Origin of the sequence: Paenibacillus sp. P22, assembly GCF_000469945.2 — a bacterium.
Taxonomy (GTDB): Bacteria; Bacillota; Bacilli; order Paenibacillales; family Paenibacillaceae; genus Paenibacillus_O; species Paenibacillus_O humicus.
Window position 1 is genome coordinate 1 of the sequence record NZ_CBRA020000005.1, and the last position, 12,779, is coordinate 12,779.

General features: G+C 51.6%; 14 protein-coding genes and 1 tRNA gene. 9 read left to right on the forward strand and 6 right to left on the reverse strand.

Going from position 1 to position 12,779, the window contains the following annotated elements; genetic code table 11:
• From BN871_RS01380 to BN871_RS01395, 4 genes are all read right to left on the reverse strand, one after another.
• Window positions 1-426 (reverse strand): ATP-binding cassette domain-containing protein (locus BN871_RS01380; RefSeq protein WP_232312743.1); only part of this gene is annotated, 426 nt, incomplete at its 3' end.
• 13 nt (window positions 427-439) lie between these two features.
• Window positions 440-1,222: an ABC transporter permease subunit gene (locus BN871_RS01385; RefSeq protein WP_048743925.1), complete on the reverse strand. Its 783-nt coding sequence runs from the start codon at window positions 1,220-1,222 to the stop codon at window positions 440-442.
• A 16-nt stretch (window positions 1,223-1,238) separates the two neighbouring features.
• A complete protein-coding gene (locus BN871_RS01390) occupies window positions 1,239-2,300 on the reverse strand; it encodes an ABC transporter substrate-binding protein (protein ID WP_048743928.1) in 1,062 nt (353 codons plus the stop codon).
• A gap of 48 nt (window positions 2,301-2,348) precedes the next feature.
• Window positions 2,349-3,464: an iron-containing alcohol dehydrogenase family protein gene (locus tag BN871_RS01395; protein ID WP_048743930.1), complete on the reverse strand. Its 1,116-nt coding sequence runs from the start codon at window positions 3,462-3,464 to the stop codon at window positions 2,349-2,351.
• Window positions 3,465-3,932: 468 nt separating this feature from the next.
• On the opposite strand from BN871_RS01395, the gene BN871_RS01400 reads away from it, so the two are divergent.
• A tRNA-Leu gene (locus BN871_RS01400) sits at window positions 3,933-4,019 on the forward strand.
• Window positions 4,020-4,021: 2 nt separating this feature from the next.
• Here the strand turns inward: BN871_RS01400 and BN871_RS01405 are convergent.
• Both BN871_RS01405 and BN871_RS01410 read right to left on the reverse strand, forming a co-directional pair.
• Window positions 4,022-5,290 carry a site-specific integrase gene (locus BN871_RS01405; protein WP_083436177.1) on the reverse strand — a complete coding sequence of 423 codons (1,269 nt, stop codon included), beginning with the start codon at window positions 5,288-5,290 and terminating at the stop codon, window positions 4,022-4,024.
• A gap of 75 nt (window positions 5,291-5,365) precedes the next feature.
• Entirely contained in the window at window positions 5,366-5,635 is a 270-nt protein-coding gene (locus BN871_RS01410) for a helix-turn-helix domain-containing protein (RefSeq protein ID WP_048743932.1), read from the reverse strand.
• Between the two features lie 902 nt (window positions 5,636-6,537).
• Between BN871_RS01410 and BN871_RS01415 the strand changes: the two genes are divergently transcribed.
• From BN871_RS01415 to BN871_RS01445, 8 genes are all read left to right on the forward strand, one after another.
• Window positions 6,538-7,227 (forward strand): hypothetical protein, encoded by a 690-nt coding sequence (locus BN871_RS01415; RefSeq protein ID WP_021877781.1) that lies wholly within the window; start codon window positions 6,538-6,540, stop codon window positions 7,225-7,227.
• A gap of 18 nt (window positions 7,228-7,245) precedes the next feature.
• Window positions 7,246-8,043: a Shedu anti-phage system protein SduA domain-containing protein gene (locus BN871_RS01420; RefSeq protein ID WP_069202412.1), complete on the forward strand. Its 798-nt coding sequence runs from the start codon at window positions 7,246-7,248 to the stop codon at window positions 8,041-8,043.
• A gap of 245 nt (window positions 8,044-8,288) precedes the next feature.
• A complete protein-coding gene (locus tag BN871_RS01425) occupies window positions 8,289-9,116 on the forward strand; it encodes a ParA family protein (protein WP_021877783.1) in 828 nt (275 codons plus the stop codon).
• Window positions 9,064-10,008 carry a ParB/RepB/Spo0J family partition protein gene (locus BN871_RS01430; protein ID WP_048743941.1) on the forward strand — a complete coding sequence of 315 codons (945 nt, stop codon included), beginning with the start codon at window positions 9,064-9,066 and terminating at the stop codon, window positions 10,006-10,008. The genes BN871_RS01425 and BN871_RS01430 overlap by 53 nt, the downstream gene beginning before the upstream one ends.
• 84 nt (window positions 10,009-10,092) lie before the next feature.
• A complete protein-coding gene (locus BN871_RS27330; protein WP_021877785.1) occupies window positions 10,093-10,263 on the forward strand; it encodes a hypothetical protein in 171 nt (56 codons plus the stop codon).
• 2 nt (window positions 10,264-10,265) lie between these two features.
• The gene (locus BN871_RS01435) at window positions 10,266-10,742 is read left to right on the forward strand and encodes a hypothetical protein (RefSeq protein ID WP_048743943.1); all 477 of its coding nucleotides are present in this window, start codon (window positions 10,266-10,268) and stop codon (window positions 10,740-10,742) included.
• Between the two features lie 183 nt (window positions 10,743-10,925).
• Window positions 10,926-12,047 carry an SAF domain-containing protein gene (locus BN871_RS01440; RefSeq protein ID WP_021877787.1) on the forward strand — a complete coding sequence of 374 codons (1,122 nt, stop codon included), beginning with the start codon at window positions 10,926-10,928 and terminating at the stop codon, window positions 12,045-12,047.
• Between the two features lie 11 nt (window positions 12,048-12,058).
• Entirely contained in the window at window positions 12,059-12,766 is a 708-nt protein-coding gene (locus BN871_RS01445; protein ID WP_021877788.1) for a hypothetical protein, read from the forward strand.
• Window positions 12,767-12,779 lie beyond the last annotated feature (13 nt).

Here is a 12,779-nt window from a genome sequence, read left to right on the forward strand (position 1 = left end):
GGCCAGAGCGACCCGCTGCCTCTGGCCGCCGGAGAGGACGGAGGGCCAATCGTTCTCGCGGGAAGCGAGCCCGACTTGGCGAAGGGCGTCCGCGGCCGTATCCCGGTCCGTGCCTGCCGCGAGCCTGACGTTGTCGAGCACGGACTTCCAGGGGAGCAGCCTTGCTTCCTGGAACAGGACGCGGGTATATTCCGGCGTGCCGGAGGCGTGCGCCTCTTCCCAGGCGATCTCTCCCCGCGAAGGCTGCTGAAGCCCCGCGACAAGCCGGAGCAGCGTGCTCTTGCCGCAGCCGCTCCTTCCGACGACCGCTACGAACTCGCCGGATCTCACCGACAGGTTCAGCTCCGACAGGACCGGCCTTCCGTCGAACGACATTCCGAGCCGGCGGAGCTCGAAGCCGATTCCTTTCTTTTCTGCATGGGCCAATCCGGCCGCCTCCTTAACGGGGAACATAGGTCGGGTTCCACTTCAGGAACCGTTTTTCAAGCCGCTTAGCGAGGCTGTCGGACAGCTTGCCGAGCAGGGCGTAGATGACGATGCTGAGCACAATGACGTCCAGCTGGAAAAATTCCCTGGCGTTCATGGCCATGTATCCGATGCCGGCATCCGCGGCGACCGTCTCCGCAACGATGAGGACGAGCCAGGTGATGCCCAGGGCGTATCTCACGCCGACGAGAATGGAGGGCAGCGCGCCCGGCAAGACGATGTGGGCGTACAAGGAGCGCCTGCTCATTCGGTAGACTTTGCCCATCTCGATCAGCCCGGGATCGACCGAGCGGATGCCGTGGAACGTATTGAGATAGACCGGGAAAAAGACGCCGAGCGATACGAGCGCAAGCTTGATCTCCTCGCCGATGCCGAACCAGATGATGAACAAGGGGAGGAGGGCGAACAGCGGGATGTTGCGGATCATCTGGATCGAGGAGTCCGTCGCCTTCTCCGCGGTCTTGGACAATCCGTTCATCAGTCCGAGGGCGAAGCCGATTCCGCCGCCGATGAGGAAGCCGAGCATGGCCCGCATCGCGCTGATGCCGAGATTGTGCAGAAGCACGCCGCTGCGGATCGTATCCGCCAGCGTTTCCGCCACGCGCAGAGGCTGAGGGAGGGTGCGCTCCGCAATCCAGCCCGCTGACGTGGACACCTGCCAGAGGGCAAGGATGAGGACGGGAAGCGTCCAGGGAAGGATGACGTCGCGCCGGCGCGGGGAGGCGGTACGGTTCATGGCTGCCAGGGCTCCTTTACTTGATTTCCGATGCGAACGCATCGCTGAAGAACGAGCTCACATCCACGTTGGCTTTCAAAAGGCCGACAGTCTGCAGCGCATCCGCCACATCCTGATTGGACGCGATCGCTTCCGGCGTGACCGGAAGCACCTTGGACGGACGCTGGGCCTCGCCTTCCTCCAGCGTCTTCAGCGCCGTCTCCGGATCCTGATGGGTGGCGGCGGCCGTAATTTCCGCCCATTTCTCCTTGTTCTGGCGCGTCCATTCCTGATAGCGGTTCAAGCGGTTCAAAAAGTCGGCGATCGCGGCATGCTTGCCCGGATCCGCGATCGCGGCCGGAGTCGCTTCGATCGGGAAATTGCCGGAGAGGATATCCTTCGCGCTGGCGAGAGTCGAAGCTCCGTTCTCATGAGCCGTAATGATGGAGTTCCCGTAGCTTGCCAGCGCGTCGACTTTGCCGCTGAGCAGGGCGCTGAGCCCGTCGGCGGTGGACAGCTCCACCGGCTGGATGTCGCTCCACGACAATCCGGCTTCCTGGAGAATCTTCAGCAGGAAATAATGAGCCGTCGTCGCTTTGACGAACGCGACTTTCTTTCCTTTGAGATCGGCCGGCTGCTTGAGCGGGGAGCCTTTGGGGACGACGACCTCCTGGTTCAGCGTATTGGAATTGCTGAGGGCGATGATCTTGAAGTTGCCGCCCCCGGCTGATTGGGAAGCGAAGATCGGCGGGATCTCGCTCGTCTGGGCGACATCGAGATGATCGGCCGCGATCGCTTCCAGCTGCAGGTTGCCTCCCTGGAACACGCTGAACTCGAGCTTGTACGGAGTGTCGTCGACACCTGCCGCCTTGAAGCCCTGCTCCAGGCTTGCCCAGCCCGTCTGTCCCACCCGCAGGGTGACCTTGCCCAGATCGGCCTGCGAGCCGGTTGAAGAAAGAGCGGCCGTTCCTGGAGAGGAGGTATTGCCGGCGGCAGCCGAGGAGCCGGAGCTGCTGCCCGAAGCAGCGCAGCCTGCCAAGGCTGCCGAGAGCAGGAGAATAGGGAGAAGCTTGATGGTGAGGTTGGACCGGTTGGCCATAAGGAATTCAATCCGCCTTTCGCGAAGAAGGAATGGGTGCCGCGCCGGTTACGAGCCGGTCATGAGATTGGCTGCGGCCGTTCTGCCGATGGCGTCCGCTCCGGCTATCGCCTGGGCGATACGGGCGGGCGAGGCGTCGAAAGCGAGCGCTGCCTTGGCTTCTTCCGGCAGCTGGATGCCGGAGGCGATGTCTTGATGCGCCTTGAGCCGGGAAGGCTTGAAGCCGAGATCCTCCAGCGTGACGGGAAGCCCGATCCGGCGGAACAGCGAGGCAAGCGACACCGCTTCGTCGGCTTTGCCCTCGAGAACGAGCTGCGACAGCAGGCCGAAGCCGACCTTTTCTCCATGCAGCGTGCCTTGCGTCTCGGGAAACCATGTCAGCCGGTCATGAATGGCATGCGCGATAGCCGCCCTGCGCCGGCCGCTGTGGATGCTTCCTGCCAGTCCCGCCAGCACGATGACGGCATCTATCGTTTGGCTGAAGGCTTCGTCGACCGGAGGAGACAGGACATCGGCTGCTTCATATACCTGAGCCGAGTGGGAGGTCAGCAGATCGAGGGCAAGGCGGGCAGCGTGAAGGCTCAGTTGAAGATCCAGGCCGGGCTGCTTGCCAGCCGGAGCATTCACGCCGTGCTCATGCCATTTCACGATCGTGTCGGCGATGCCGGATGCGAGATAACGGCGCGGGGCATGGGCGAGAACGCGGGCATCGGCCAGCACCAGCTCGGGAGAACGCGAGAGAGGCAGGTAGCCGGCGGCGCGTCCGGCATCGTCATAGAGCACGGTTAGAGCAGACCAGGCCGCGCATGTTGCGGCAACGGTCGGGATTGCCACGACCGGGAGGCCGAGCTTGTCTCCGACGGCCTTTGTCAGGTCAAGGACGGAGCCGCCGCCGATCCCGATCAGAAAGGAAGGATTGAGGCGCTCGGCCTCTAGAGAGCAGCGGTCGATCTTCTCCTGGGTGCAGTACCCTTTGAACGACAGCCTGGAGAAAGGGATATGGGCTTCGCCGAGGCGGGAGGCGAGCTGCGCGGATACGAGATCCCATGCGGTATTTCCGCTTATAATGACCGCAATTCGTCCCTCCCAGTCTTCCAGCAGCCCCTTCTGCTCCAGAAGGGCCGGTTCGTTTCGATACAATAAGGGAGCTTTGATAGCGATCATAGGCTAACCTCCGATTCTTTCTGCAAGGAATGTTTTGCTGCGGGTAACCGCAAAAAGAGGCTGAAGCGGCAGCGGTGCGTTGCTGCGAGCTTCAGCCTCCGGCGGTCCGGTCGGCTGGGGTATAAATCACAGTAAATAAGGTGGAATAGTGTTGATTAGAAGTATAGGAGCGGCAGGGCGCTGCTGTCAATTCATCCGGCGATAGAAAAGTCCGATTGAAAGCCAATAAAATTCAATCTAAAAATAGATGGGAAAGTATTGACATCAAATTGTTGCTCGTGTTATATTATTTCTTGTGATTCGCGGTCATGGCGGAATTGGCAGACGCGCTAGATTCAGGTACTTGTGCGAAAGCTGGTTGAGATTCCCCAAAACCCTTGTGGTTATGCGGTTTTACTGAAGTATTGGTTCCAAGTTCTCTCCTGTAGTTCTCTCCGTTTTCCGAGAGGCACATGAGGGTAAAAATGTGCGGTCATGGCGGAATTGGCAGACGCGCTGGCTTCAGGTGCCAGTGGTAGCAATACCGTGGAGGTTCGAGTCCTCTTGACCGCACCACCCTAACAATTAACGAGCTCTTGAATTTGTCCTTGTGACGATTCAGGAGCTTTTTGCATGATTGGGATTTGTAAAGTGTTGCTCATGACCTGTGCCGACGAAATCTTTGAACTGTAGTCAAGATGAGCATAAATGTTAGCCGTTGTGGAGTAATGGCTATGCCCAAGCCATTCTTGAATGTCCTTCATATTAACGCCATTTGCCAGCAATAAGCTGGCGCAGCTATGCCGAAGATCGTGAAAGCGAATCCTTCTCAAATTATGCTTCTCTAGCACAATCGGGAAGTGCTGCGTAATATACCCCGGTTTTATCAATTGCCCTAGCTTATCTACATAGATATAGTCTTTGTAGTCATTGGAGTACGAACTTTTGTAGAGCGCCTGATTTCGCTGCTGTTCCTCAAGTAATCGCAAAAGCAATTCCTGAAACGCCGGGACGAGGGGAAGGGTGCGACGACTGGATTTATTTTTGGCCCGGTCCTTTGCGATTGTGATTTGTTTGCCCTCATAGGAAACAGGAATGACGGTGTGCTGGATGGTAAGTGTCTGGTTCTGAAAGTTGATCGCCTGCCATTTGAGCCCTACAATCTCGCCGCGCCGTAAGCCATAGAAAGCGGCCAGTAGGACGGCAAGCTCGACTGGATCGCCTTTTACTGCCTCGAATAACTCCTGAAGCTCTTGATCGTTGTAGAAGCTTCCTACAAAATGGTTCTTTTTTGGGCGCTCAACTTTATCAGCCGGATTGGTTAAAATCATATCCATTTTAAGCGCGTGTTGCAGAGCTTGACGGATATAGGCATGAAAGTGTTGTACGGTACTTGTAGAAAGCTTGAACTCCTTTAACATGTGCTGGTAGAAATCATGCAAGTGTTTGGGTTGTATCTCCAGCAGTCGAAATCCTTTTTCACGAAAGTAAGGGACGATTCGGCCTTTGACCCCAAAGGTGTACGCGGCATGAGTAGTGACTTCGACTCGATGCTTCATCATTTCCAGCCATTCCAACATGAAATCGCTGAAAAGAACACCGGCTGGACTGTCCGCGTCTGGAGTGGCTTTCTTCTCAATCGGCGGCGTTATTTCCTCGACAATCGTTTCAGAAGGAATTTCAAAGCTCTTGCGTGCGTCTTGCAGCATGCTTTCTGCTTTCTTCTTGTTCCCCTTTGTCGGTAACCCTGTTGCAATCCATTTGGTTCTCCGCTTGCCCTCTTCGTCTTTGTAATTCAGAACGATATAATAATTCCCTTTCTTTTCTTGCAGATGGCCTGCTACCATCGTAATCCCTCCCAGGATAGCAGCCCGGCTTCCTACCATCGACACTTTAATGATAACAGGCATAGAAAGATTAGTTCAATGCTGTAAAGCGTCATAGTCGAGTGGAGTGCCGGGGGTCATGATTTCCCGTAAATAATGGATGATGCTCAGCTTCGGGATTCTGTAGAAGCGCCCGATGCGAAAGTGGGCGATGCGCCCTGATTGGAGTAATTTGCGGCCTGTCTTGGTACTAATGCCGCCTAACATGGTACACATTTGCTCGACATTTACGACATCAGGCATGGTCTGAAAAAGAAGTTGGTAAGGATCAGGTTCAAGAACTGGTTGATTTTGATTGTGTGGCATGGGCGAACTCCTTATTCAACATAATTCGATTGAGATGAGGTTCTGAAATATCCCTCTACTATCCGTTTCATTTTTTGGGGGAAATCGGACACTTCCGAGAAAAAATTTACTTTATTCGCTGAAAACAGAATGGGCGTGAGTATGGAGTTCATGTCTGTTGTGAAATTCTGGGGAATGTGCGGTGGTCAATAGAGGAAATGAAAACCTTTGTAAACCTGTGTTTGAAGGAGGACTCGCACCTGCGCGAATGCTATGAAATGATCAATGTCCTAAAACACTAGAACATATCTTATATTAAAGAGTTTTTCAAACATACGGAAAGGATGCAGTTACACACAATAATTTGCGGCAGCACCAAGCTCTATGAAGAGTTTGATGCTGCCGCTTTTATTTTCATAAATATTTTTTGAGAGAAGGGTCCGGTTTGGCTTCAAAAATGAAACGGATGGTAGAGGGGATACATCCCTCCACCGTTCTTTGACAATAACATAACCACTCATCCGGTACGTTCCCCGCATACCCGAAAGGGAAAGCCATTTTGCAGGTGCGCCACGACCATCCTTTATTTGGGGTGCGAGCGATCTTTACCTATGCAAAAATAAATGATGGTATCATTTTGGCGATAATCTATGCGGCGGGATAATGATACTTCCGTCTAGCCATAGTTATCGCAATGGGGGCGGCTTGCAGTGATCCTGGAAGGGGCGACAGCCTATGAGGACGGTTAACCGCCGTTCGCTGGATGAGTTTATTATCATTGAAAGTAACATATCTGTTATGTGTGATTTTAATTGATCGACGTGTTGAATAGGTTATTTTACGATGAAGGCTTTCCCGGATAAGCGTCAAAATATGATACAATATTATACATATCGTCCGTCCATATAACATGTTAAGGAGTCGTGTCGTTGAACAACTGGCTACCATTTATTATTGTCGTGTTAATTATTGTTATTGGTTTCGTCAAAACAGTTGCTACTCTTCGAACCACAGTAAAAAACGAAAACTTCGCTATCGAGTTTATGAATAATTATAGAGATTTTTGTTCGCCGTTGTTTCAAAACACATTCAACGGCGACAAATACCAATGGCTAAAAATGAAATCAACAAAGATGCAAACGTTAATGGGGTCATTCGGTATAGCATCGGTGTATAAACCACCCGGCGCGAATCATTATTTTAGGAACTATGAAATTATCGTAAACGGAATAAGTGGCATTAGAGAAAACTATTCAGAGATGGTTAATAGTTATAGTTTGGATTTGGAACGTCGAATATTGCAGGAAGTTATCAGTACGATAGACGATGTGTTGCTTACGTTTATAGGCGCCGCAGAAGGCTGGGTGAATGAAGCACAAAAGGAAGTGAAGAACCCGTTAATATGGCTTCGTGAAGGGGTCCGCTTTGTTGTTACAAGTCCAATATCTTTGATGTATTGGTCAGGATTAGTACGATATAGGATGTACAACACACTTTCAAATAACTATCCAGTCAAGCTGCTTTCCTTTCTTATTGGTGTGATAGGTCTAGTCAGTTCAATTGTTACGATTGTAACTGGATATACGCCATTTAGATCGATGATCGGTTTTTAATAGGGGTGAATCGTTAAAATGTCATTGTATTCGCGAGATTATACGAAACTTACCGAAGAAGAAAGAATTACATGGGAAGCGATGAAACAAGATGAAAAAATAGGCACAGGAAGATGGCGGAAAAGAAGTCGTTATAGAGAATATCCGAAGGCAGCGCGGCATTTCATGAGCTTATTTCCAAACAATTTTTTGGATGTCGAAGAACTGAGAGAAGAAGATAGATTGAACCATCTAACGGAAAAGTTCCTTGTTGAACTAGACAAGCCGGATGCCACCGAAGCTTCGATCATGAGGTTTATAAAACAGAACCAAGCGTATTTTATAATTGGTTCCATTCTCAAAGACCACAACTTCGGGCATCATGAAGCCTACGTTATACCGGAATTTTGGTTCGGCAATACATACCGCGTTGATTATCTGATAATTGGGAAGAGATCAGGCGGCTACGAATTTATTCTCGTTGAATTGGAACACCCCAAAAAAGACATTACCATTAAAGACGGCGAATTAGGTGCGGCGTTTCGTAAGGGGATTAAGCAAATTAACGAATGGAAACGATACCTTGAACCTAATTTTCCCACGCTTGAAGAATCGTTTAACAAATACAAACATCCGAACATGGAACTACCCCGCGAATTTCTTAAACTAGATAAAACGCGGATTCATTACACAGTTGTAGCGGGACGCCGCGAAGATTTTGATGAAAATACTTACTGGATTCAACGCAATATGAAGGATAACGATAAAATTAGTCTTCTTCACTTCGATAATTTATACGATAATGTTACCGAGATCATTGGACGATCAACGTATTAAGAAATATCCTTGTGGTCAAGTGACTTGGATTTGGGCGTGGGATGGGTAGATATGTTGAACGAAAGAGAATAGTTTCGCGATTTGTTTTTGATGCCAGATTGCTATATTCGATGAATGTCCAAGAGAATGCCTTCCACTTTCGGGGGCGTTCTCTTTTTATATAGATACTTTTCAAAAAAGCCGATTGTCTGAACTATTGAATGTTCAGTGCAGTCGGCTTTTTTGCGTGAAAGGAGAGTTGTTGGATGAGCAAAGTAATCGCTCTCGCCAATCAGAAAGGTGGCGTCGGCAAAACGACAACGGCGGTCAATCTCGGTATTGGCTTAGCGGCTGAAGGTAAGAAAGTTTTGCTGCTGGACGCGGATGCGCAGGGCAACCTGACGGATTCGTTAGGCTTCCATGAACCGGATAGTCTGTCCATTTCACTCGCCACAATGCTAGTGAAGGGCATGACGGAGGAGCCGTATGAACCGAGGGAAGGTATTTTGCACCATCACGAAGGTATCGACCTGATGCCGGGAAACATCGAATTATCGGCGGTCGAAGTGGCGCTCGTCAATACGATGAGCAGGGAAACGATTATGCGTTCGTACATCGATTCCGTAAAAGCAGATTACGATTATATCCTGATCGACTGTATGCCGAGCTTGGGCATGATGACGATCAACGCATTGGCAGCGGCGGATAGCGTCATCATCCCGGTACAGGCACACTATCTGCCCGCCAAAGGCATGACGCAGCTTTTGCAGACGGTTGCCCGCGTTCGGCGTCAAATTAATCCGAAGCTGGCTGTGGACGGTGTGCTGCTCACGATGGTAGACAGCCGAACCAATTTCGCCAAAGACATTTCTTTAGTTTTGCGTCGGGATTATGGGGATAAGCTGCGTGTATTCAATACAGAAATCCCCCTGTCCATCCGCGCGGCGGAAACAAGCGCCAAGGGTAAAAGCATTTACGCCCACGATCCGAACGGACAGGTTGCTAAAGCCTACGCTGCACTTACGAAGGAGGTGCAGGATATTGGCAGCGAAAGAAGATCGGCTCGCCAGCATAAAGCTGACCAAAGTCGATGATTTATTCTCGACAGAGGAAAGCCGCAACGATTCGCAACGGGAAAAGGTGATGGATATTCCATTGGCTGAAATTAGTGAATTTCCCGGTCATCCCTTTAAGGTAAGGGCGGATGAAGCGATGTTAGAAATGGCGGATAGTATCAAGCAGTATGGTGTCCTTGTTCCCGGCTTAGTTCGGCCAAAGGTAGGCGGTGGATACGAGATGGTATCCGGCCATCGTCGAAAGAAGGCAAGTGAATTGGCTGGTATGGAGACAATTCCATGTCTCGTTCGCGAGTTGGATGACGATCAGGCGACTATCATCATGGTGGATAGCAACCTGCAACGGGAGTATATTTCTCCGAGTGAAAAAGCTTTTGCCTACAAAATGAAATTGGAAGCAATGAACAGACAAGGACAACGAACAGATTTAACTCGTTCCCAAGTTGGGAACAAGTCTGCTGCAAAGAAATCAAGCGAGATATTAGCAGAACAGATGGGCGAAAGCAAAAACCAAATATTTAGATACGTTCGCCTAACCGAACTCACTCCTCACATTCTCGAAATGGTAGACGACAAACGGATTGCCTTTAATCCTGCCGTTGAGTTATCTTACTTGGCCGAGAAAGAACAGCAAGCCCTATTCGATACCATGCAGGCAGAGGACTGCACGCCTTCACTTGCACAGGCTCAGCGTATGAAAAAGATGAGTCAAGAAGGCAGGCTGAATACAGATGTCATTTACACCATACTAACGGAGGAAAAGCCGAATCAGAAAGAAAAAATGAGTATTCAGCGAGAACGAATCGACCGCTTTTTCCCACGAGACTTCTCGGAAAAACAAAAGGAAGACCTGATCGTGCAACTGCTGGAAAGCTGGTACAAAAGGCGGCAGAGGGAGCACGAACGGTAATTCCCCCGTTGCCGCCTTGTTCATGCACCCTCTCCCCTGACGGAGAGCTTTTTTTATGCCCATTTTCGGGGAGGAGATCATCCAATGGACTTTACGAAAGGAAAACGGCGTCAGTATGAACGTCTGATGAAAGAAAAGCCGGGTTTTGCGCGTAGTAGGCCATCTGAGGAGGAAGAAGCACAACTGCGCAAGCAGGCTCAGGAAGCCGAAGGCTGGCACAAGAAACGTGACCGCAAAAAGAACCGGGAGGGCTGACGATGGAGCAAGAGAAACGAATGGCCGGTGACTACGAAGTCTATCAAGCGCTACCCATTGGCAGGGTGGAGGTTGTTTTAGGCATCGACATCACGAATACCGAAAAGCCCTATTTGGTTTGCTACTGCTCGCAGAATAATTTGTTTGGTATCGATCAGTATTACGGTGCAGAAGGATATGAGGATTACCTAGTCGCAATGCAGGAATTTACCAAGCTATTGCAATGGGAAATCGAGAAACTCCAGACCGAGCGCGCTACGATCACGGAGCCGATGCCTCCCATTCAACCGGACCAATGCCTGCCCATCAAAAGTGACGATGATCTCGGCGGCAGAATTGTTGTGACCCGTTTGGATTGGTTGCGGCCGGAATTTCGCACGGCAGACCATCAGTTGATTTGGGTAACGGGAGGTTTCGGGGCTTCGGGGGAACTCACGTGGGCGGGCGGTCTATGCGGAAACCCTCTATTCCGGCGATGAATACCGCTATAACCGGGAAGACCTGATGGGGTTCCTGAAGCCGGAGCATACGCCCACATGGGCGGCCGAGAAGCTGGCACAACGACAAGCGGAGCAAGCCCCATCAAAGCCGCGTCCGCGAGGCGAAGCGCGTTAAGAGAAGCGCAAGGTATCTTCTATATAAATGAAAGGAGATCGTGAACGATGTCATGGACGTATCGACACCGCAAGACGCTCATCATGGGAGCCATTGCGATCAGCGTGGCGCTTCTGGTAGCAGCGGCCTTGTATATGCTGATGCAGCACACCGACCAGCAGCAAAAGCAGCAACAGATGAAAGAGGAGTATGAGCGGCAGATTCAGCAATTGAAAAAGGAGGAGCAGCAAAACAGCCGAAATGTCTGGACGACTGCAAAAACGATACCGGCAGGCGTCTCGCTCAAAGCGGATGACCTCAAGGCTGTTCCGATGCCCGTCAGTTTGGTTCCGCCGGGCGTAATCACCGACCGGGAAAGCATCATCGGCAAAAACGCCAAGATCGAGCTTGCATCAGGAATGCCGCTACTTTCCTCTTTATTGTACGAAGGACAGCCCATTCCGAAGGATTTGCGCATACAGGAGTTTCAGGTCATTCAGCTTCCCTCTAATCTCAAGCCTAACCAATATATAGACGTTCGCATCGGCTTTCCAACCGGCGAGGACTTTGTTCTTTTATCTAAAAAGAAGGTACAGGAGCTGTCCGGTACGGTTGTGTGGCTGGAACTGAATGAGATGGACATCCTCCAAACGTCCAGCGCAATTATTGATGCGTACTTGCAGGGAGCGCGGCTGTATGCCCTCCCGTACATCGAGCCGGGCTTACAGGAAGCGGCTGTGGTCAACTATCCGGCCAATCAGAAGGTATTGAACCTGATGGCGGTCGATCCCAATCTGCTCGAAACCGCAAAAATCGAACTTGCCCGCGCGCTGCGTCAAACGCTGGATGGCAATTTGAAGGCGGTCAGCGACTCGGACAAACTTCGCGTCACCAGCGGTAGTGTAACCGTGCAGCAGCAGTTGCAAAACGAACGGATGACGACGCGGCAGGGCAATGCCATGGGCGGAACACAGCCAGTAGGCACACCGCAGTCTGGAGAATCAGCAGTTTCGACGAATGGTCCGCAGCCTAGCGTGAGTGATGCTGCTGGTGCAGCAGCTACTCAATCTCCGAAAAATCAACAGACGCCCCCTCCTGCCGTTTCGCCGTCGCTGCCATCGGGTATGCCTCCTGCAACCGAAGCGCCTCCGGCAAGCGAAGATAAGTGGGAAAACATCTTCAATCAATGAGGAGTGCGGATATGAAAAAAATTGTTTTTATCGGCGTAGCGGACAAGACGCATGCTTTGTTGGTGCTTGGCCGCTTGCTTGTGGCCTTGGGGAATAAAGTGCTGTTGGTGGATTCCACCGTCACGCAGTCGATTCGGGGTTATCTGCCGCACGCCTATGCCAATAGCGCCGTTCAGGATTATGAAGGTATGGATGTGGCCTACGGCTATCTCACTCCCGAACAGCTTGAACGAGGCTTGGCACAGGCAGGGACGACACCGGCATACGACATCATGCTGGTGGACACTGACCATACGGAATTTGTTTTCCACCACAACCTGTCCCAGTTTGATAAGCGGGTGTGGTGCTGGGATGGAAGGCGGTTATCGCTGGAGAAAAACGAGGAGCTGATGCTTCGTCTCGGCTTACAGAACACGGAAGAGCCTATCTCGTTTTTCGAGTTGCTCTCCCCTGACATACCGGGAAAGTTGGCAGCGTGGCGAGCCGAAAAGCGGTTGCGGCATATCCAGTTGGAGGATACGGTGTTTCGCTTCCCTTTTGACGAACGCGATGCAGCCGTCGATTTGAACAATCAACACCACGGCCGCATCGACCTTCGCGGGCTGACCGGGGCGTTTCGCGAGATGCTGCTGACGATGCTGGAGCAGCTTGGCGATTGCGACCGCAAGACAGCGCGACGAGCCTGGGCAATCGCCCGTAAACGGGTGCGGGTGTGGTAGAAAGGAGAACGTT